The 17,198-nt window shown below is 54.0% G+C and carries 30 protein-coding genes; 25 read left to right on the top strand and 5 right to left on the bottom strand.

From position 1 onward, the window contains the following. Positions 1-27: 27 nt before the first annotated feature. The 5 genes from ACT3R7_RS11790 to ACT3R7_RS11770 form a co-directional block, all read right to left on the bottom strand. Positions 28-297 (bottom strand): hypothetical protein, encoded by a 270-nt coding sequence (locus tag ACT3R7_RS11790; RefSeq protein ID WP_496199148.1) that lies wholly within the window; start codon positions 295-297, stop codon positions 28-30. Beyond that, the gene (locus ACT3R7_RS11785; RefSeq protein ID WP_496199147.1) at positions 294-587 is read right to left on the bottom strand and encodes a hypothetical protein; all 294 of its coding nucleotides are present in this window, start codon (positions 585-587) and stop codon (positions 294-296) included. The genes ACT3R7_RS11790 and ACT3R7_RS11785 overlap by 4 nt, the downstream gene beginning before the upstream one ends. Then, positions 580-846: a hypothetical protein gene (locus ACT3R7_RS11780; protein ID WP_496199146.1), complete on the bottom strand. Its 267-nt coding sequence runs from the start codon at positions 844-846 to the stop codon at positions 580-582. The genes ACT3R7_RS11785 and ACT3R7_RS11780 overlap by 8 nt, the downstream gene beginning before the upstream one ends. An 11-nt stretch (positions 847-857) precedes the next feature. Further along, on the bottom strand, positions 858-2,009 hold the full coding sequence (gene rdgC / locus ACT3R7_RS11775; protein WP_496199145.1) for a recombination-associated protein RdgC: 1,152 nt from the start codon (positions 2,007-2,009) through the stop codon (positions 858-860). Between the two features lie 161 nt (positions 2,010-2,170). Beyond that, positions 2,171-2,359, bottom strand: a complete 189-nt coding sequence (locus tag ACT3R7_RS11770; protein WP_496199144.1) for a helix-turn-helix domain-containing protein — start codon at positions 2,357-2,359, stop codon at positions 2,171-2,173. A gap of 764 nt (positions 2,360-3,123) precedes the next feature. Between ACT3R7_RS11770 and ACT3R7_RS11765 the strand changes: the two genes are divergently transcribed. The 25 genes from ACT3R7_RS11765 to ACT3R7_RS11645 all read left to right on the top strand — a co-directional run. After that, positions 3,124-3,297 carry a hypothetical protein gene (locus ACT3R7_RS11765; protein ID WP_496199143.1) on the top strand — a complete coding sequence of 58 codons (174 nt, stop codon included), beginning with the start codon at positions 3,124-3,126 and terminating at the stop codon, positions 3,295-3,297. A gap of 32 nt (positions 3,298-3,329) precedes the next feature. Continuing rightward, positions 3,330-3,677, top strand: coding sequence for a phage holin family protein (locus tag ACT3R7_RS11760; RefSeq protein WP_496199142.1), 348 nt, complete (start codon positions 3,330-3,332; stop codon positions 3,675-3,677). After that, positions 3,674-3,928: a hypothetical protein gene (locus ACT3R7_RS11755; protein WP_496199141.1), complete on the top strand. Its 255-nt coding sequence runs from the start codon at positions 3,674-3,676 to the stop codon at positions 3,926-3,928. Before ACT3R7_RS11760 ends, ACT3R7_RS11755 begins: the two co-directional genes overlap by 4 nt. After that, entirely contained in the window at positions 3,921-4,775 is an 855-nt protein-coding gene (locus tag ACT3R7_RS11750; RefSeq protein ID WP_496199140.1) for an N-acetylmuramidase domain-containing protein, read from the top strand. The genes ACT3R7_RS11755 and ACT3R7_RS11750 overlap by 8 nt, the downstream gene beginning before the upstream one ends. Beyond that, positions 4,772-5,296 (top strand): hypothetical protein, encoded by a 525-nt coding sequence (locus ACT3R7_RS11745; RefSeq protein ID WP_496199139.1) that lies wholly within the window; start codon positions 4,772-4,774, stop codon positions 5,294-5,296. The genes ACT3R7_RS11750 and ACT3R7_RS11745 overlap by 4 nt, the downstream gene beginning before the upstream one ends. After that, positions 5,284-5,532, top strand: coding sequence for a hypothetical protein (locus ACT3R7_RS11740; protein ID WP_496199138.1), 249 nt, complete (start codon positions 5,284-5,286; stop codon positions 5,530-5,532). The genes ACT3R7_RS11745 and ACT3R7_RS11740 overlap by 13 nt, the downstream gene beginning before the upstream one ends. A gap of 79 nt (positions 5,533-5,611) precedes the next feature. Then, positions 5,612-5,998 carry a DUF1353 domain-containing protein gene (locus ACT3R7_RS11735; protein WP_496199137.1) on the top strand — a complete coding sequence of 129 codons (387 nt, stop codon included), beginning with the start codon at positions 5,612-5,614 and terminating at the stop codon, positions 5,996-5,998. Beyond that, the gene (tnpA, locus tag ACT3R7_RS11730; RefSeq protein WP_496199136.1) at positions 5,988-7,010 is read left to right on the top strand and encodes an IS66 family insertion sequence element accessory protein TnpA; all 1,023 of its coding nucleotides are present in this window, start codon (positions 5,988-5,990) and stop codon (positions 7,008-7,010) included. The genes ACT3R7_RS11735 and tnpA overlap by 11 nt, the downstream gene beginning before the upstream one ends. 2 nt (positions 7,011-7,012) lie before the next feature. Beyond that, positions 7,013-7,288: a hypothetical protein gene (locus ACT3R7_RS11725; RefSeq protein WP_496199135.1), complete on the top strand. Its 276-nt coding sequence runs from the start codon at positions 7,013-7,015 to the stop codon at positions 7,286-7,288. 140 nt (positions 7,289-7,428) lie between these two features. Next, positions 7,429-8,082, top strand: a complete 654-nt coding sequence (locus ACT3R7_RS11720) for a recombinase family protein (RefSeq protein ID WP_496199134.1) — start codon at positions 7,429-7,431, stop codon at positions 8,080-8,082. Further along, complete coding sequence (locus ACT3R7_RS11715; protein WP_496199133.1) at positions 8,060-8,401, top strand: hypothetical protein; 342 nt, start codon at positions 8,060-8,062, stop codon at positions 8,399-8,401. The genes ACT3R7_RS11720 and ACT3R7_RS11715 overlap by 23 nt, the downstream gene beginning before the upstream one ends. Positions 8,402-8,547: 146 nt before the next feature. Next, complete coding sequence (locus ACT3R7_RS11710) at positions 8,548-8,946, top strand: hypothetical protein (RefSeq protein WP_496199132.1); 399 nt, start codon at positions 8,548-8,550, stop codon at positions 8,944-8,946. Further along, a complete protein-coding gene (locus ACT3R7_RS11705) occupies positions 8,933-9,241 on the top strand; it encodes a hypothetical protein (RefSeq protein ID WP_496199131.1) in 309 nt (102 codons plus the stop codon). Before ACT3R7_RS11710 ends, ACT3R7_RS11705 begins: the two co-directional genes overlap by 14 nt. Next, complete coding sequence (locus tag ACT3R7_RS11700; RefSeq protein WP_496199130.1) at positions 9,238-9,792, top strand: hypothetical protein; 555 nt, start codon at positions 9,238-9,240, stop codon at positions 9,790-9,792. Before ACT3R7_RS11705 ends, ACT3R7_RS11700 begins: the two co-directional genes overlap by 4 nt. Before the next feature lie 5 nt (positions 9,793-9,797). Then, positions 9,798-10,070, top strand: a complete 273-nt coding sequence (locus ACT3R7_RS11695; RefSeq protein WP_496199129.1) for a hypothetical protein — start codon at positions 9,798-9,800, stop codon at positions 10,068-10,070. 69 nt (positions 10,071-10,139) lie between these two features. After that, on the top strand, positions 10,140-10,355 hold the full coding sequence (locus tag ACT3R7_RS11690) for a hypothetical protein (RefSeq protein WP_496199128.1): 216 nt from the start codon (positions 10,140-10,142) through the stop codon (positions 10,353-10,355). Between the two features lie 215 nt (positions 10,356-10,570). Further along, the gene (locus ACT3R7_RS11685; RefSeq protein WP_496199127.1) at positions 10,571-11,005 is read left to right on the top strand and encodes a hypothetical protein; all 435 of its coding nucleotides are present in this window, start codon (positions 10,571-10,573) and stop codon (positions 11,003-11,005) included. Between the two features lie 118 nt (positions 11,006-11,123). Next, on the top strand, positions 11,124-11,303 hold the full coding sequence (locus ACT3R7_RS11680) for a hypothetical protein (protein ID WP_496199126.1): 180 nt from the start codon (positions 11,124-11,126) through the stop codon (positions 11,301-11,303). A 217-nt stretch (positions 11,304-11,520) separates the two neighbouring features. After that, positions 11,521-11,820: a hypothetical protein gene (locus tag ACT3R7_RS11675; RefSeq protein WP_496199125.1), complete on the top strand. Its 300-nt coding sequence runs from the start codon at positions 11,521-11,523 to the stop codon at positions 11,818-11,820. After that, a complete protein-coding gene (locus tag ACT3R7_RS11670; RefSeq protein ID WP_496199124.1) occupies positions 11,820-13,322 on the top strand; it encodes a hypothetical protein in 1,503 nt (500 codons plus the stop codon). Before ACT3R7_RS11675 ends, ACT3R7_RS11670 begins: the two co-directional genes overlap by 1 nt. Before the next feature lie 91 nt (positions 13,323-13,413). After that, positions 13,414-14,280 carry a plasmid replication initiator TrfA gene (gene trfA / locus ACT3R7_RS11665; protein ID WP_496199123.1) on the top strand — a complete coding sequence of 289 codons (867 nt, stop codon included), beginning with the start codon at positions 13,414-13,416 and terminating at the stop codon, positions 14,278-14,280. A gap of 850 nt (positions 14,281-15,130) precedes the next feature. Next, the gene (locus ACT3R7_RS11660) at positions 15,131-15,547 is read left to right on the top strand and encodes a hypothetical protein (RefSeq protein WP_496199122.1); all 417 of its coding nucleotides are present in this window, start codon (positions 15,131-15,133) and stop codon (positions 15,545-15,547) included. Between the two features lie 105 nt (positions 15,548-15,652). After that, entirely contained in the window at positions 15,653-16,111 is a 459-nt protein-coding gene (locus tag ACT3R7_RS11655; RefSeq protein WP_496199121.1) for a hypothetical protein, read from the top strand. Between the two features lie 42 nt (positions 16,112-16,153). Further along, positions 16,154-16,627, top strand: coding sequence for a hypothetical protein (locus ACT3R7_RS11650; RefSeq protein ID WP_496199120.1), 474 nt, complete (start codon positions 16,154-16,156; stop codon positions 16,625-16,627). Between the two features lie 64 nt (positions 16,628-16,691). Then, positions 16,692-17,198 (top strand): hypothetical protein (locus ACT3R7_RS11645; protein WP_496199119.1); only part of this gene is annotated, 507 nt, incomplete at its 3' end.

The raw sequence follows: 17,198 nt of genomic DNA, 5'->3' as shown, positions 1-17,198 counted from the left end.
GTTTTCGATTATGCGAGTTCGTCCGCGTCAGCGGATATGCTGGTTAAAGCGCTCACTGAGGGCGTGGCGCATCCACAAAACGGCCAACGCCTCAGTAAGAAAAGGGTGCTCGGTGATCCCGACGATAGTGCTATCGCCGGTTTTCCAGGCCGGGTAGAAGCCGGGTTCATCCATCCCGGTGTCTTCGGTGGCCACGGCAGCGCACGCGCCTTCCGCTCCCTGGAAAGCCATGTGCATTGCACGCCCCGCTGCAATAACAGCAGGGCAGAGTGATAAGGCGGGCAGCGATAGGCTCATGCCAGCTGCTCTTTTATCCGGCCTAAGTCAGCCAGGCGAGGGGCGGCGATCAGCTGGCGCGTGTAGGCGCGCAGGTTCTGGCCTTTCTCAGCAGCCCGCCGCCGCGCCAGATTGTTCTTACTTAGCGTCTTGCTTTGTGGGGGTAATGGGGCGATCAAATCAGCACCGCGCTTGCCGTCTTTATAACGGCGGGAAACCGTGACCGGGCTAAACCCTGCGGAAAGCGCTAGCTGTCTGAGGGTGACGCTTTCGCCCGTTGTGGGGTGCTCGACGTAAATGGCTTTACTCATGACTGGTGCTCCTGCGGCTGGTATGCAGCGTTGTGCGCACCCCATGCGGTGGGGGCGGAAGGGGGCCGGGGCGGGCAGCCGGTTTTACGGCGCTTGGTTGCTGGCCACCCAGCAGTAGGTCGGCGCGACGACCTACTAGCAAGGCCGCTTCTGTATGGCCCATTTCCTGTAAGTGCTGGCAGGTCTTACGCAGCTCGTCCACGGCGGCATTGGTTTTCATGCGTGTAAGCGCATTGGTGATATCGCTGGGTAATTGCATGACGTATCTCCTTATGCGCAGAGCGGTAAGACGTTGCGCTTGCCGTTTTCTTGCACCGCAGACACGATGCCCCGACGCTCCATTAGCAGCATGATTTCCGATGCGCGGGTAAAGGCGATTTTGAAGTGGCGTTGCAGGGCGCTGACGCTTGCCTTGCGGGTATCTCGCACCAGAGAAACGGCATCTTCATAAAGATGATCTTCGGCGGCTTTTTCGGTGCTCTTAACAGTGTGCTTGCCTTCAATGGCCGAGCTTTGAATAGCCTCACCACCGAGCGCGCTAATCAGGAGGTTGTAGGCAGCGGACACGGCGATAACGCTGAGTAAGTAATCGGCCATGAATACGCAGTGCTCGTCTTCATCCGCCTCTTGATAGCTGGACTCGATACGCTCGTCGGCCACCTTGATTGACTTCAAGCACAGGTCGCTTGTCAGGGTGGCAGATAGCTCGCCTTTGATTTTGATGGCCATGCTTACCGCTTGGCGTCCGCTTTGAAGGGACGCTTGAATGTCGTCACTCTCAATGTCCACGCGGCGAGCGGTAACTGTGCCGTCATCGCCTTTTGAAGTCAGTGCGATGCTATCGCCCAGCGCTAAGCCTTCGGGGATGGAAGCCGCGTCGGATGCCCAGAGTGTCATGGCGCGCACCGGCAGCGTTTGAGCACCCAGCGGGGTGACTTTTAGACTGCCCAGCGACTCGCGCAATAAATCAAGCAGGTCTTCGGCGCGGGCACGGCTGGCGCTATTCACGTAAATGCGCTGGGCGGCGGTGTCGATCCAGGCGAAAAAGCGGTTACTGCGCACAAAGGCGCGGGGTAGTAGCGCTTCCGTGATCTGCTCTTTCAGCGCCATTTTCTCTTTGCGCGTCACCTTTCGACCTTCGCGGGCCTCAATCTCTTCTACCTGTTCGGCCACCTCTTCACTTATCACCGATGGGGGCAGAAGGCGCTCCCGGCGAAGCATGGTCATAAGCAGATATGTCTTGTTGTCGAGCACCAGCTTTACCAGCAGGTCATCGCCTAAAGCAGCGCACCACTGGCATGAACGGGCGGCTGCTGCGCCGAGCGGAGCCGTTACGCGATTTTTTTCTAGGGCTTCGGTGATCGTCTCGACGCTTGGTAGGTCGGTGTGGAGCACAAACGGAATGATGTTTTTTGCAAGCATGACTTTACCCAGGAGGATTAACGGGAAGTCAATTTATTACTTTAAAAGTAACATTTCAAGCAATGTAATACTTTTTAGGTAATTTATGGCACAAAAAAAGCCGCCAGCGAGGGCAGCTTTTTGGATTTTAGGGAGTGGGTAGGGTGTGTTGGTAGGCCGGGCTACTTGATGAAGTCGTTGGCCGTTACTTCGCCATTGCTCCATTCCTTGATCTTCTTGATGGCGTCGGCAGTAGGCACCGAGTTACCGCTTTCCCAGCGCCAGTAGCGCACGTAGTCTACGCCGAGTTCCTTGGCGGCGGCAGTGGGGCCAATCTTCTTCACCGTTGTGCGGTACGTTTCCAAATCCATTAGTGCGCCTTATTAGTCGTTGCTTAACTACACCCTGATGTAATCGTATTGCATTACAGGTAAACCGGCAACGTATCAGGGACTTATAAGCGACTCAGGCTAAAGCAGACTTTATGCCGGGCATCAATCGGGGCACACACGCGCCCTGGCAGGTATTCCCTTGCGGTCTTTTATTCCCGTGCTCTCAACCCAGCACAAAATCAGCGCTGCGAGGATACCACGCAGTATTAATTTACGGAATAACACTACCTCGCCTGCTTAGCGCTGAGCCGTGTAACCTGTGTAACCTATGTAACCTTAAAAGGAGACAATTCAGAGGTTACACACCTCAGAAAGTTCAATGTATACAGCACCTTAGAACTACATTATGTAACCTATGTAACCTAAAAGGGGTTTTAACTTTAATATCTTAGATAATAATACAATAGCCCCCTAAATACAGGGGGTATTATTACCGGGGCAAAGGCCTCCTAAGAACTAGGTTACATAGGTTACACATCGGGCTAATTTCCTGCCGCCTATCAATTCTCAAGTGTCTGTTTACTAAGCGTAAATTATTCCCGTGACTTGCCATGTAACCTCACTTGTCAAGGTTACATGGTCTACATGCCTATCTCGCTTTCCCCTCCTTAAAGTCAACCTGTTATCACACCTTCGGTTTACTAATCACTTTTTTGTATTTATTTGCCTCAAATGGTTACTTTTTATCTTCTAAGGTAAAAAACCGTTACAATCTGCCGTGTAATTACCTGTGAGGTTAAGTTATGCGGCACGCCATTCCGACAATGATCTTCTCCCTACTGATGTTCTCGGCTGTCTTCTATGGCATCGCGGCTTTCACTACCTGGCAATTCAATCCGGCCTGGTGGCCTGAGTGGATTCGAGCAGTAGTGGCGATAGCCGTGGTGGCGGGCTGGTTATGGGATGCGCGTCGTTGAACTTAGCTGCACCACTTACCCTTGAGGCGGCTATGTCCAGTCAAGACCCCAATAACTACACAAGCTTGATCCAGCTTATGGGCTTCTCCGGCCTTGCGCTGTGGGGCGGCTTTGTCAGTTATTACCAGCGGTTCCTAAGAGCGGGGCGTAAGTTCCGTTTGATTGTGTTTACCGGCGAAATGAGCACCAGTGCTTTAGCCGGGATCGTGATGTTTTACCTGTGCCGAGCATATGAAGTGAACGACCCCCTGACGGCGGCGCTTGTGGCGTTGTCTGGTCTGGCGGGCGGCAAGATGCTTGAGCGGGTGGAAAAACTCATGAATGACCGGGTTGCGCAGATATTTGGCGGCCCTAGCGACAAAGATAAGGGGGCGCAATGAGCAACCTTACCTATCTGGCGGGCTGTGGCGGTGTAGCACTTGCCGTTTACATGCTCGCCAATGCCCTTCTTAACAGCCCTTCTCAATCCCGAGCGCCACTACTGATTCCAGTGGCCGTGCTACTGCTATTGGCGTGGAGCTTGGGACTAGGGCCAGACACACACTTACTGATTGACCTCTTGCGTGCTTCTGGATCGGCGTGGGTGGTGCATTTCAGTACCCATCATTTAGAGGGTGCGCCTGATGCCTGAGCGGAATTGGTACGACCATGTATTGGTACGACCGAAAGTATTGAAACGCGGGGATGACAACCCCGCAGTTATGTCGTTGCAGCGGTTACTTCGCGCCGTTGATCCCTCCTTGGTACCCGATGGTGACTTTGGGCCTGCTACTGAGCGGGCCGTTCGTAAGTTCCAGAAAGCCCATGACATTGTGGCCGATGGCATCGTGGGTTCTAAAACCCTGGCGGCGCTTGAAGGCCTGGATACGTCCCGATTGCTGGGGCAAGGCGATATCGAACGGGCAGCCAAGGCGCTAAGCACTGGAGTTGCTGAGGTCATGTCGGTGCAGGAAGTGGAGTCGCATGGTTCCGGCTTCTTACCAGATGGCCGCCCGGTGATTCTGTTTGAACGTCACATCATGCGGCGCCAGTTGATTGCCATGGATATCAACCCTACACCATGGCGCGCCCGGTTCCCTGAGCTGGTTAACCCTAATCGCGGTGGCTACATGGGTGGTCATTTAGAGCATGACCGGCTGGCGCTGGCAAAGGGTATCCATACTGGCGCGGCTATTCAGTCTGCGTCTTGGGGCTTGTTCCAAATCATGGGCTTTCACTGGAAGCGACTGGGCTTTGATTCCCCGGAAGCGATGGAGAAAGCCGCCAATGAATCAGAAGGCCGCCAGCTCGATATGTTCGTGGCCTTCATCTTGGGCGACGCGGTAATGCACCAGGCATTGATTGACCGTGATTGGCCCACCTTTGCTGAGCGTTACAACGGTTCCGCTTATGCAGAGCACAACTATGACGGTCGTATGGCTGATGCGTTTGATAGCCATAAACACATGAATGCAATGGATGGGGAGTTAATCGCATGAGCAAGCGTTTAGTGGTGGTGATTGGTGCAGGTCTGGCAATGGTAGCTAGCGCGGCGGCTATTGCTGCCGATAGTTCCCTGACGGTGACAGGTGCGGTTGGGGAGTTTGAGAACCGGGTGGATACGTCACGGGCCACTATGGAATTGCGCGTTGGTGTGACAGGTGCGACGTATGCGGTGCTGCGTGCTGAGGCGAATGAGCATCCTCGCCATGAGGTCGAGAACCGGGTGATAGTCGGCGGTGGTTATGCCTGGCGTGATTGGAATTTTGAGGCGGTGGCCGATGATGACCGATACCGAGCATCCGTTATCTTCACGGCTCCCGTAGAGGTCTGGGAGATTAAGGGCGGCGCGTATCACGGCAATAAGCTGAGCCAAGGGTTCAAGCAAACCGGGCTGATCGTGTCCGTGGGTTATCCGGTGCTGCCTGATCTGACGGTGGGCGGCTTCTATGAGATTGGCAACACCACGATGACCGGCGTTGATGACCTGTATGGAGGCTATGCAACATGGTCGTTCTGAAACGTGTAGCTGTGCTGGCCATGCTCGCCTTAGTGGCGGGCTGTGCTTATGACGCCCCAGGTGAAGACGATTACCAGTTGGGTGATGTTACTGCTCATTACTGCGAGTCAACGGATCAAGTAGTGCGTGCAGCAGGGCGGTTGCTGGCAGCGCAGGCCGGGCTAACACTGCCCGATCTGTGCCGGGCGCATGCGTTGGTAAACGGTGGCGTAGAGCAGTATGAAGAAGAAATTTAAGCACGCGAGTGTGTTGAAGATGCCAGCGGTAGAGCCGTACTACGGCCCCCGGCCAGCGTGGCTCTTCGGTAGCTTTCCTATGTATATCACAACTGAATCAGGTCAGTTTCGTGGTCGTGATGGCGTGACGGTCGAGGTGCCCCAGGGGTACGTCACTGACTTTGCCAGCATTCCCCGCTTTGCCTGGTCAATCATGCCCCCTCATGGGGGCTTGATGATGGCGAGTATTCCGCATGACTGGGGCTATAGCCATGGTGGTAAGGGTGGCTTTCTGCCCAAGGCGTGGTGGGACGCGCTGTTTCATGACTTGCTGCTGATTACACCGGGTGTACCCAAGTGGAAGGTGCCCGTGGCCTATATGGCGGTGTGCTTTGGCGGTAAGGGTGGATGGGTAAATGGCTGGCACACGTTTAAGCCAGCCGAGTTGACTGAATGGGCGAAGTTAGGAGTAGGTAATGGCCGATAATCAGAAGCGTGGCCGTGAATTTTGGGTGGATTTTTTCAAGCGCTTTGCACGTTCCAGCGCCTCGCTGGCTGACTTCTGCAAGCGCAATGACGTGTCGTACAAGACGGCGCGTAACTGGTCGTCAAAATTGAACGGCGAGGACACATCGGGACAGGGACATACGGCAGGGATAGGGAAGGGGGCAGGCGATGACAAAGCCCCGAAGGACGGCGACTGGATTGAAAAAGAGTCGACCCCCACCCCTGATAAGCCAGCCTCCCCGGCAGGGGGTGAGGAACAAGGCCCAAAAAAAAGGAATAAGGGCTGGGAAAACCTGATTCCCGCCGAGAAAGGGAACCAGCGAGCCCTCAAGCACGGCGCCTACGCCAGCGCCCTACCGCCAGACATTAACGAGCAGTTAAACACCTATGGTCGCGAGAATATCCGCAGCCTAGAGGATGAAATACGCCTGACGAAAGGCCGGTTAATCATGGTCACTCGCAAGCGTGCCGAGTGGGATGCTCGCGAGGATTATCGGGAGATAACGCCTGACGATTACGACCTGGTTGAGGTTACTGAAAAAAACAACCCGATGGGCGGCGAAACGATTGAGAAGCGCGTCAAGCCCGACTTTGAGGCCCAGGAGGATCGACTTACCCGCCGCCTTGCCTGGTTGCAGCAGGTGCATGACCAGCTGAGCCGCCGTATCAGCCTTACCGCCGATGAAGCGGTGGCGCTGCGTGGCGAGATTCTGCAAAAGGCCGAGGATGAAGGCTGGAGTTCGATTGATACGGGCTGGGAAATTGAGAAGCACGGCCTGGAGCTGCCTTTCACGCTGCAACAAAAGATTCGCTCCGAGCTGGCGCTGATTGAGCCGCCAGAGCCGGAAGGCGGCATGACCGATGAAGAGCTGGAAGCGCTGTCGGCAGAGTATGAGCAGGAAATGGCCGACGAGGACGAGTGGCTTGCCAACCGGCAGCAGGAGGTTGAGGAAATTCACGCGGCGAAAGAAGCCGAGAAGCAGGGGGTATAGCCATGAAGATCAAAGGGCTGGTTGAGCAGGGTAAGGCGCTACTGGGAGTAGTGGTGGAGTTTTTGGCGCCGCGCTATATCACAGAGTACGTTGCGTTTTACGATGATGGAGAGTTTCAACTGGTGCCAGGCCTACCCGCTAAGCGCGTGATCGTGGAAAAGGATGGCGAGCCGGATGGCGTGATGCAGTTGCGCTCCCTGTCGTGGCTGGGTACTGGCCGGAATGTAACGGCGGTTGGCAAGATGATTAGCTGGCAGGAGTATCAGCAGCTAAGTTAGCCTTTTGGGTATATCAAATAGGGCGCACGCAATGCAGTACGGCTTGGCTAAACGTCAAGCCGTACTTTTTTATAGGTTGACGGACTCTAAACCACACGCCTATTATGCAATACATCAAAACCACACACTTGAGGTATTCCATGTTTGTTCGCGCCTACCTGAGAGCATCCACTGCTGACCAAGACCCGACGCGGGCATCTAAGACGCTTGATGACTTCGCCGCCCAACACGGGCAGAAGGTGGCTAGCCGTTACATCGAGAACGTTAGCGGCGCGTCGACTGACCGCGCAGAGCTTCGCCGCCTACTGAATGATGCCCACCAGGGCGATATTATCCTGATTGAGAGTGTTGACCGATTATCACGACTCCCCCAAAAGGAGTGGAGTAGCTTGTATCGTGATATTGAGAATAAGGGCTTACGGATTGTTTCTGTTGACCTGCCCACTAGCCACGCGGCAATGGGCGCAAGCAACCAGGACGATTTAACAGGACGAATACTAGACGCTGTAAATAGAATGATGTTGGACGTAATGGCGGCCATGGCGCGCAAGGACTATGAGCAGCGCCGTGAACGTCAGCAGCAAGGCATCGAGAAGGCCAAGGGTGAAGGCAAATTTAAGGGCCGTGCCAAAGACACGGTTAAGCGCCAGAAGGTACGCGACCTGCTGGGGGCTGGCTTTTCGGTGCGCAAGACGGCAGCGTTAGCCGATGCAAGCCCCAGTACCGTGCAATCGGTTAAAGCGGAAATGAAGGCGGAAGAGGAAGCGGCAAATGCCCGGCACGAAACTGCATAAGGCCGACTGCCCCCGGTGTGCTGGTGGCAAGGGCCATATTGACGCCTACAGTCACATCAAGGGTGGCGTTTGCTTCAAGTGCGATGGCAAGGGCTACGTCATGCTCAAGGCCGCGCCGCGCCGATCCACTTCATGGCGTGTAGGCGCGACCAACATCGAGCAGACGCACCCTGGCGACCATGAGGCGGGCGCGGTGGTCTACCCGATATTCACACTCAAGGCCCGCAGCGAGAGTGAAGCGCTCAAAAAGGCCCGAGCCAAGCTGGAGCGTGGCGAGGGTTACGACGCCAGTAGCGCATTCGTAAAGCCTGCCGTATGAGTGCGCATAAGATAGATTATGTTAAATAAATCAATGACTTACGAATAGGCCGCTAATCCAGCGGCTTTTTTATGGCCCAACGCATTGCATCCGGTGTAATATATTCCTATTATGGGAATCATCGAAAACACGTACAAGAGAAATATATGATTGCATCCAGAAGCACGCACATCGAATTAGAGTCAGTCCCACTCAGGGTGCTTTGCAAGCAAGAGCCAGGTTCTCTGGGCCTTTATGTGCCCCAGAAGGATAGTGAAGGCAAGACCGCCATGAGTATTGCGCGCATATCGTCTCAAGCTAAGGCGATGACCAGTAAAAATAATAAAAAGTGTGTTATTCAGCAGGTTATGTTGATTGAAAGGAGTCTGGGAAGCGATGTTCCTGCTCCATTGTGCATGATTCAGATAACAATCACTGAGCGCGAACATCTCACTGCCCGTGGCGAGCGGTACCTCAAGGCAAATGAAAAGCGAGCGCTGCCAGCTAAGCCTCATTTAGAAACGATTGAACTTGGCGAAGAGGGCTCTGTGAATGAACAGCTCTAATGACTTCGCCCGGCGTATGCAGCGCGAGCTAGACGAATTTAACGCTAAGCGCTCCCCTGGCAAGCGCACTCGCCGCCCTGCTACTCGCTATCAGCCTGAGCCGAACAAGCACGTCATCACGGTTAAGCTGGTGGTGCGCAAGCGCTACATTGCAGCGGATGAATACTTTTATCACTTCTCAGAACGGCTGTCTGAGCTTGAGGCGGAAATAGAGGCCAAGCGCGCGGCGGTTGCTGCTGGGTACCCTATCTTTGGTTATGTGGTCTACGTTATGCGGGGAGTAAAGAACAAGTGAACCTTACGGCTGAACAAATGGCTGCCATTGGTACTAGCGTCAACAAGCCCCGGTCAACCATGTACCGCTGGCGCAACGATAACCCTGAGCTGTTTCAGGCGGCGTATGAGTACGCATCCAAGCGCGGCCTAGTGCCGCCGTCTGACAATCAGATCGACCGGGCTTATCAGGAAGGCGTCAAGGCTGCTGGCTATGCCGGTATATCTGACTGCCCTTACGTCACTTCGGGCATGAATGAGCTGGATCACAAGCTAAGTGACGCATGGATCGCTGGCCTACACGACGGTGCCAACGCTTTGCATGACACTTACCTGAGCCGCGCCAAAACGATAGTGGATAACCAAGCGTACCAGTTTGGAACGCAGCCCCAAGCCTTTTTTGACGGCATGGTGTCGGCAATCGCGACACGGCTCAAGATGCTGGATGGGTGCGGTGCGCTACTGGAAAGCTACCCGGCCACGGTTGGCCAGGAGGGCTGGCAAGACGGCCTTCGCGTAGGCAATGGCGTTAAACTCAATCTGGGTGAAAGCACGCCCAAAGGCGCAGAGTAATTAGCATGGCTAAAATCAGACACGACGCTGAGGCTTTTGATTCCGAAATATACTGGCGAATTTACAAGGAAAAGCTAATCGACGGTATCAACGTTATCACGCGCGATGGCGAACCGGAGACGCTACTGGTTGTTGTGCGCAGCCTGGAGGATCACGACCTGCATTACTCCAACGGCAAGACCTACAAAAAGTATCAGCACGCCTTTGCTGCGCTTGGCGCTGCCATAGATCGGGTCAACCCTGAGCATAACCCGCTTGATGACCAATTTGCTAAGTAAATCCAAGTCCAACACAAGGCGTTAACGCATGGAAATAAGAACCGCAACAGCTGGTCGGGGTGGCCTGCAATGACCTACGAGCATTACCGTAACAAGATCGCGCTAGAGTGCGCTTCTACGCTATCCATGGCTATGATAACCGGCGCCGCCATCGCCATGCTGGTGGGCGGGAAGCTGAGCATTCCGGCAGGATTGCTGGTCATCGCATATAATGCAGGGAACTTGATCTATACTGTTCTCAAGCGTGCTGAGCTTGCAGCCAAGGAGAATGAATCCAATGGATAACCTACTGATCGCATTAATTCTAATTGCCCCCGTTGCTGGCCTGACTTGGTGGGCCGGTCGTAACGCCAACAAGGAGCTGAAAGGGAGGTAAAGCCGCCCTGCCAGCCCAATGCCCGCCATCGAGCGGGCTTTTTGTTAAATTCAGCCTTACGCTGAAAGGGTAAAACGGACTACCCTACACTTACCCTACCCAACACAACCCGGCAGCGCCCTACATGCAGAAATTGACCATTGGCCGTATGGCTAAACTCTATGGCCTGCATCGCTCTACGCTCTACGAAGCGGTAGAAAAGGGGCGCGTCACTGCTGGGCTGGATGGCAAAGGCCAGCGCGTTATTGACTTGTCTGAAATGATCCGCGTGTATGACGAGCCACCTAACAAGCCGGATGCCGCCCTACAGCCCCCGACACCCATTGGCAGCCCCCAGGCTGAGTTAAGCCCGACACCCGACACTCTTACCCTGCTGGCCGAGCTGGTAGAGCTAAACCGCCAGCAGGCGGCACGCTTGGAAGGATTGGAGTCTGAGGTGAAGCAGCTACGCGAGAGTATGCTGTTATTGCCTGCCCCACCGGCCCCTGAGAAGCCAGGTACCCCACCCCGTGACTTTAGCGACGTGCTCAAGCGCTTCGAGGCTCGCAAAAGGCAGTAGATCGCCCTTCCCTTGCTTGTTCACCCTTTCCTTATGTAACCGTGCAAGGTATCCTATGCGCCGCCAAGCCCCGCCGCATCCATATTGCTGTTTTTTAACACATTATAAGGATGCTGGCATGGAGTCATTACTTGACGCTTTAGAGGTTCACCAAGCGACGTTGGAACAGTTACAGGCGCTATTTGAGTGCATTATGCGCGACTCAAGTACCGGCAGCCGTGTTAGCCATTTAGCGGCTATTGGTGCTGAGCTTTCAGCAAGGAACGCTGAGGATTTAGCGGCTTTATCTGACGTTTAATGGTGGCTTCGCCGCATATTGTTGGTACCGCCGTATAGGCGGCTTAACCAGGGGCGTTGAAATAGACGCCTCTGGCATGAAAAGTCGTTCGCGACGTAGCCCCTTAACGGGGATTCTTGCAGCAATAATCAAGGTGTGGCGGTGCTTGGCTTTTTCATGCCCTTATCCTTACCTGTGAGGTACAATCTAGGCTCATTCTTTACTTATTGGGTAAGAAATGCGCCGCCAGTCTCAATCCTCGCAGCTTCGCGCATATCTTGAGCGGCATGGCATGGAGCCGCTTAACGACGATCTACGCTTTTTGCTGGCCGTCCTGCGCGCGATCCCTTCCACTGGCCACGATTGGCTCACCAGCCACTACGCTGGCCGTTGGCTGACTATCATGGAAAGCACCGATGTAGACCACCTACGCCAGAATGAAGGCCGTAGGGCGGCCAATCAATGGGTAGTAAGCATTCTAAAGCGGCGGCACCTTCCGATACCTGATAGCCAAGTGTTAAAGGAAATCAGGTTGTAATGGCCACACGTAAGCGCTCAATCATCCATGACTATCGTTGGCAAAAGCTGGCGCTCAAGTATCGTAATAACCGCGTCAAATTCGCCATAGAGGTCATGGGCGTAAAGCCTTCCCGGCAACAGCGGCGCATTTTGCAGGCGATGGATCGCAAGGGCGCGCGCGTATCGGTGTCGTCTGGCCACGGTACGGGTAAGTCGTTTATTGCGGGCACTTTGGCTATGCACACGATGCTATGCCACGTTAAGCCCGAAATGATCATCACGGCGAACAACATCGACCAGGTGCGCCGGGTAATCTTCAAGTACGTCACGGATAGCTGGCAGCAAGTCTGCAAGCGCTTCCCCTGGTTAAGGCGTTACTTCACTGTCACCAGCGAGCTTTTCTACTGCAATGAGTTCAAGAAAAGCTGGTACGTGGCCGGTAAGACGGTGCCCAAGGATAAGCCCGAAGGCATTGCAGGTGCGCACAATAAAAACCTGATTTTCCTAGTCGATGAAGCGTCCGGTGTGGACGACGCGGTACTGTCCGTTATACGCGGCGCCCTGTCCGAAGAGAACAACAAGCTGCTGATGTTCAGCCAGCCCACTCGCAACAGCGGTCACTTCTACGAATCCCACCACATACTCAAAAAGAAGAATTTTGACGACATTAACGAGCCTGGTTATGTGTCGTTCATCCTCAATAGCGAGGAAAGCCCGTTCGTAAGCGCCCAGGCATTGCGTGAGTACGTCAAAAGCTACGGCGGCGTTGATTCCCCTGAATATCAGATCAAGGTGCTGGGCCAGTTCTCAGACCAGCTTGAAGGCTTCTTGATAACACGCCTGGCAGCGCAGCGTTCGCAGCGTACTCAGGTGGAGCATAAAGGCCCGTGGGGCTACGTGATTGTGGCGGACGTTGGCGGTGGCGTTGAGCGCGACAGCTCGGTCGTGGGCGTTTTCAAGGTGTCCGGGGTGACGCAAGAGGAACGCTGCATCGAGCCGGTAGAAGTACGTGAAATGCCGTCCACCATGACGCCCAAGGCCTTCGGTCGTGAGCTGGTCAGGATGGCCGATCACTACCCTAATGCCACGATTGCTATAGATAGCATCGGCATCGGCCTGACAACGGCTCAGGAGGCCGAAGAGTTGGGCGGTAACGTGCAGCGCATTATGTGGGGCGTACCGTGTCATGCGCAGTCGCACAAGCGTCGTTTCGGCAACCAGCGGGCCATGGCATACGTGACCCTCAAAGAGGCCATCATGGAAGAGCGCGTGCGGTTTGACGGCTCCACCAAGGTCATCGAGCAGGCCAGCCGCATACCCTACAAAATCAATGAGCGTGGCCAGTACATGATGCGCACTAAAGAGGAAATGCGCAGCATGGGTATTAAGTCTCCTGACTGGGCAGACGTTTACGCAATGGCCATGCTAGCTGATATGATCCCTGCGGATACGATTGCTACCCTGGCAAGCGATGCTGAAAACGATTATCTGATGGAGCTGGCGCGCCTGGCTGAGGCATAACCGGCGCTAAGGTATTGCAAAGGATGCAATATGGGGCGACACTTTCCAACTGCGATATTCCCACCACATACGCACTAACTGGGAGCACGAAATGGATGCAGCTCAAAGGCTTGGTGAGCTACAAAAACAGCAAGAGATAGAATCACTGGCTGCGCTGGGCACACAGCAAATGGACTTTTGGCCGGACGGTAAGCGTGCCGCACCGAATGCCATGGTTCGCTGCGCTCTTTTCAAAGGCGCAATGGGCGGCAAAGCAGGGTCGAGACTGATCCACCAGCAAACGCTGATTGCCTCGCTGGGCGGTGAAGAGATTTATTACAACGGTGAAGACCTGGATCAGCGCGACTTTGATGTATGGATGGCCGTTCTCCAGGTGTTTCGTGAGCAACCGATAGGGGCAACCGTTGAGGTATCGAGCAATGAGCTTTTGCGCTTGGCAGGCCTGCCTAATAGCGGTCAGAGCCATAAGGCATTGAAAGAACGTCTCCAGCGCCTCGCATTTACCCGTGTAGACGTGTTGCCTACTAAACCGGGGTCTAAGGCCATATTCTTTGGCGCGCTGCTACAAGAGGCTGAGAGGATGGCTAGCGGCGAACTATGGAAGCTGAGGTTGGCACCCAAGTTGAAAGCATTGTTCGGTGACGGTTATACGTGGGTCGACTGGGAGATACGCAACGAGCTTGGCCGTGCTTCGCTAGCGCAGTGGTTACATAGTTTTTATCGCAGTCACCGTGAGCCGTTGCCCATAGGTGTTGCTACACTGTATGAGTTGTGTGGCTCCAATACTAAAGAGCTGCGGTTTTTCCGCAATGACCTTAAAAAAGCGCTGCGCCGGTTGGCTGAGGTGTGTGAGCGCCATGGCGTTGATCTGGAGTGGGACTATGTGCCTGGCAATGACACGATCCGGGTCAAGTGGATCACAAAGGAAACCCAGAAACGCCCTAAACGGTTAAAGTAGTTTGGTTAAAAGACGGTTATAGTACTTTGGTTATGGGCTTGTGGATCAAATCTGCAAGCCCTTATTTTTTATAGGCTCTTAGCGATAATCCACAGACGAAATGTGGTGGGAGTATCGTATTGACGTGGTGGGAATATCGCAAAAGCGTGGTGGGAGTATCGTATTGACGTGGTGGGAATATCGCACCCTGGCCCCATAACGTGGCGGGAATATCGCACTGCCGTTGATAAGCGTGGTGGGAATATCGCACCCAACTGAATAAAAACGTGGATAACTTTTCAGCGACCTTAGCGCCAGCTTATACATTAGTCGTAGTTGCAGTGCCTGTCCTACGATTGGGCGTGGCGGGAATATCGCACTTGCTCAATTCGACCAACCTCCCCTGGCCAGCTTCGGTCGGTCTGTCGTCCTACAAACGCCTTATACCGTTATCGCAAGCACCCTATAAGAAACAGACAGGAAATGTGCCACCGGCAACCAGTTCGTCATGGTGCAGGGGAATTTTCGGCCATCCAGCACCCATATCGTTAGCCCGTTAATGGATTATTAAAAACTCAAGATTACAACCGTAACCTTGAATTTAAAACGGTTGTTTTACAAGATCAGGCCATTTTGCATAATCTTATGGCCACTATCGTTATAAGAATTAATCTCTTTATTCGCTTTGGTTTTATAGCCAAATGCTACTTTGGTTTGTAAGAGATTTGCCATTACCGTGTAAGACATTTGCTACAAGTGGCCTTTTCGAGTGTTTTTTGCTTTTACAAGCGACTTCTTACATATAGCATTCCGTCCCTCGTACAAAAGGCTTAGACCGGTACGATAAAAAAAATCAGGGGAGAATGGGAATATGACGCAAGTAACCGAGCAAAAGACACATTACGGTCAAAGCTCCATTGAAATCCTGAGCGGACTGGAACCTGTCAAGGAGCGCCCCAGCCTATTTGCTGAGTGTGCCAATCCTATTTTGGCATGCAGGGATAGCATCGAAGTGCTGAACGCCGTCATTGCGTTTGAGGACGTGCTGCTTAAAAGCTTCCGCCATTACAAGGTCAAGCTCGCCGTAGTGATGCGTCGCTTGCGTCGTTATACCACCTCCGTATCCGCGCGCGCCGATATGGTGCTGCGTGCCATACAATCGCTTTCCGGCTCCACGGGCCTGCTGTGCAAAGACGTGCTCTATCGGTGTAGAAGATATTTGATGCTTACCGCACAGCATGATGATGCTAAGCAATCATGCCCTGCGGCGGGGCTGGCGGCGATGTAAAGAGAAAGCTAGCAAAAGCAATCTGTTACCGCAGACTTTAAAAAACTGCATTGCGGGCTATATTTCATTCAATGTAATATCGCGTTGAATGATTAGGAGCCTGCTATGCGTCGTGATTCTGAAAGGCGCGCCCTACGCCTGTATGGGCGCTCGTTTTACCAGGTGCGCAAAGAATCCGGGTTCCGTGAGTGGGGGTTCATGGCAAATCTGCCGCGTGAAATTGGCCCCCACGTCCTGTATGACGCCGTTATCGCCACACCTCTGCGTTGGCAGATACTTGGCATTGCCTATTTCGATGATGGCAGTGGAACGCTTGAGAGGGCGTGGTGTGAAGTGACTACCCAGGAGCCGCTTGTGGCGCAAGGGGATCAGTTGGTGCCGTGCTTTGAAGAGGCGCTTAACGGGGCTAAGGAGTGCGGGGATTCCGGTTTTTTGTATGAAAGCGCGCTGATTGTGAGGCCTTTCAAAAGCCAGCATGCGGGGGTGGAGCCTGTGTTATCACGTTATAAAAAACGCCTTGGGTTGTCTCATGAGGAAGTGAGGCAGTATTCTCATGGCTGGTAAAGAAGAAAACGGTATAATTTCTCACTACAGGATATATTACCCATGAAGCAACTATTATGGGCCTCAGTCGTCCTCGCGGGTTTGGTTTCAATTCATGCCGTAGCGCAGCCTTCTCAGGCGCCAGCGGTGCCTATGACCGACCAGGGTTTGCGCGCTTTTGTCGCCGCTATGCCGAGCGATGACGTGTTGGCTCGCCGCCTCTACACAATGATTGACGAATGCGATTGCGAGCCCGGCAGTACTGATGCAGCAAAGGAGGTGGCCATCTACTTTGACGGCCTATTCCACCACCATGGTTACAGCTACGGTGCTACTGTGTATGAGTACCTGCAAGCCTATACGGGTACGGGGGCTTACGAATATGAGGGTAGCCACTTGCTACAGGTGTCTGGCATTGGAGAGCTTGCTTCCCCGGCTATTGGTCTGATTCAGGCGGGTGAAGGTGAGTGGCTGGTGTCAGAATGGCTGATGGCGCGCGACGATATGGAAGGCGCCCGGAGTTTGCTTTCTAGGTAATATAATTACCCAACAGGTTACATATTGTTACAATGGCCATACCTTCTTAGGGTGGCCATTTTTTATGTCTCAGATAACCGCGCAACGCATACTTGCCGTATCCCTGCTGTCTACCGAGCGTGTGAAATTACGCTGCGTGTACGATGGCTCCATGCTGGTGGTGGCAAGCATGGAGCGTGTCGAGGGCAATGTCTTTACCTGGCGCAAGCGACTGGCACAAGAGGTCGCGGACGCTGTTAAACAGGGTTGGCAGGTGTTGGTCGAGGAAATGACCGACACGATCAGCCAGCACGCTACCCCCGTTCTGTTTAGTGATCCACACCCCCAGGAGCTGCGCCCGATGCTGGCCGTCGCATTGGACTGGTATTTTGCCATGCACCATGCGGGCACTATCCAGTTGCAGGGTGGCACTGAGGCGTGTCGCATTACCGAATCGGCGGTAGATGTATCCGTCGATGAAAGGGGGCGCAACCGCTATTCACTGGACTGGCAGCGCATCAAGGGGCCGCAGCGCGCCATGATGCTCGCTTGCCTGGCAGCCGAAGGGTATCAGCCTATATCCCCGGAGTGG

The sequence above is a fragment of the Halomonas sp. AOP43-A1-21 genome (assembly GCF_052376775.1).
GTDB lineage: Bacteria > Pseudomonadota > Gammaproteobacteria > Pseudomonadales > Halomonadaceae > Vreelandella > Vreelandella colorata.
The sequence above is the reverse complement of the archived record's forward strand: the minus strand, read 5'-3'. Positions and strand labels throughout refer to the sequence as shown.

Excerpts from the sequence above, each read along its gene's own strand:
- ACT3R7_RS11790 (WP_496199148.1), bottom strand. The coding sequence starts at position 297 with ATGAGCCTATCGCTGCCCGCCTTATCACTCTGCCCTGCTGTTATTGCA.
- ACT3R7_RS11785 (WP_496199147.1), bottom strand. The coding sequence starts at position 587 with ATGAGTAAAGCCATTTACGTCGAGCACCCCACAACGGGCGAAAGCGTC.
- ACT3R7_RS11780 (WP_496199146.1), bottom strand. The coding sequence starts at position 846 with ATGCAATTACCCAGCGATATCACCAATGCGCTTACACGCATGAAAACC.
- rdgC (WP_496199145.1), bottom strand. The coding sequence starts at position 2,009 with ATGCTTGCAAAAAACATCATTCCGTTTGTGCTCCACACCGACCTACCA.
- ACT3R7_RS11770 (WP_496199144.1), bottom strand. The coding sequence starts at position 2,359 with ATGGATTTGGAAACGTACCGCACAACGGTGAAGAAGATTGGCCCCACT.
- ACT3R7_RS11765 (WP_496199143.1), top strand. The coding sequence starts at position 3,124 with ATGCGGCACGCCATTCCGACAATGATCTTCTCCCTACTGATGTTCTCG.
- ACT3R7_RS11760 (WP_496199142.1), top strand. The coding sequence starts at position 3,330 with ATGTCCAGTCAAGACCCCAATAACTACACAAGCTTGATCCAGCTTATG.
- ACT3R7_RS11755 (WP_496199141.1), top strand. The coding sequence starts at position 3,674 with ATGAGCAACCTTACCTATCTGGCGGGCTGTGGCGGTGTAGCACTTGCC.
- ACT3R7_RS11750 (WP_496199140.1), top strand. The coding sequence starts at position 3,921 with ATGCCTGAGCGGAATTGGTACGACCATGTATTGGTACGACCGAAAGTA.
- ACT3R7_RS11745 (WP_496199139.1), top strand. The coding sequence starts at position 4,772 with ATGAGCAAGCGTTTAGTGGTGGTGATTGGTGCAGGTCTGGCAATGGTA.
- ACT3R7_RS11740 (WP_496199138.1), top strand. The coding sequence starts at position 5,284 with ATGGTCGTTCTGAAACGTGTAGCTGTGCTGGCCATGCTCGCCTTAGTG.
- ACT3R7_RS11735 (WP_496199137.1), top strand. The coding sequence starts at position 5,612 with ATGTATATCACAACTGAATCAGGTCAGTTTCGTGGTCGTGATGGCGTG.
- tnpA (WP_496199136.1), top strand. The coding sequence starts at position 5,988 with ATGGCCGATAATCAGAAGCGTGGCCGTGAATTTTGGGTGGATTTTTTC.
- ACT3R7_RS11725 (WP_496199135.1), top strand. The coding sequence starts at position 7,013 with ATGAAGATCAAAGGGCTGGTTGAGCAGGGTAAGGCGCTACTGGGAGTA.
- ACT3R7_RS11720 (WP_496199134.1), top strand. The coding sequence starts at position 7,429 with ATGTTTGTTCGCGCCTACCTGAGAGCATCCACTGCTGACCAAGACCCG.
- ACT3R7_RS11715 (WP_496199133.1), top strand. The coding sequence starts at position 8,060 with ATGCCCGGCACGAAACTGCATAAGGCCGACTGCCCCCGGTGTGCTGGT.
- ACT3R7_RS11710 (WP_496199132.1), top strand. The coding sequence starts at position 8,548 with ATGATTGCATCCAGAAGCACGCACATCGAATTAGAGTCAGTCCCACTC.
- ACT3R7_RS11705 (WP_496199131.1), top strand. The coding sequence starts at position 8,933 with ATGAACAGCTCTAATGACTTCGCCCGGCGTATGCAGCGCGAGCTAGAC.
- ACT3R7_RS11695 (WP_496199129.1), top strand. The coding sequence starts at position 9,798 with ATGGCTAAAATCAGACACGACGCTGAGGCTTTTGATTCCGAAATATAC.
- ACT3R7_RS11690 (WP_496199128.1), top strand. The coding sequence starts at position 10,140 with ATGACCTACGAGCATTACCGTAACAAGATCGCGCTAGAGTGCGCTTCT.
- ACT3R7_RS11685 (WP_496199127.1), top strand. The coding sequence starts at position 10,571 with ATGCAGAAATTGACCATTGGCCGTATGGCTAAACTCTATGGCCTGCAT.
- ACT3R7_RS11680 (WP_496199126.1), top strand. The coding sequence starts at position 11,124 with ATGGAGTCATTACTTGACGCTTTAGAGGTTCACCAAGCGACGTTGGAA.
- ACT3R7_RS11675 (WP_496199125.1), top strand. The coding sequence starts at position 11,521 with ATGCGCCGCCAGTCTCAATCCTCGCAGCTTCGCGCATATCTTGAGCGG.
- ACT3R7_RS11670 (WP_496199124.1), top strand. The coding sequence starts at position 11,820 with ATGGCCACACGTAAGCGCTCAATCATCCATGACTATCGTTGGCAAAAG.
- trfA (WP_496199123.1), top strand. The coding sequence starts at position 13,414 with ATGGATGCAGCTCAAAGGCTTGGTGAGCTACAAAAACAGCAAGAGATA.
- ACT3R7_RS11660 (WP_496199122.1), top strand. The coding sequence starts at position 15,131 with ATGACGCAAGTAACCGAGCAAAAGACACATTACGGTCAAAGCTCCATT.
- ACT3R7_RS11655 (WP_496199121.1), top strand. The coding sequence starts at position 15,653 with ATGCGTCGTGATTCTGAAAGGCGCGCCCTACGCCTGTATGGGCGCTCG.
- ACT3R7_RS11650 (WP_496199120.1), top strand. The coding sequence starts at position 16,154 with ATGAAGCAACTATTATGGGCCTCAGTCGTCCTCGCGGGTTTGGTTTCA.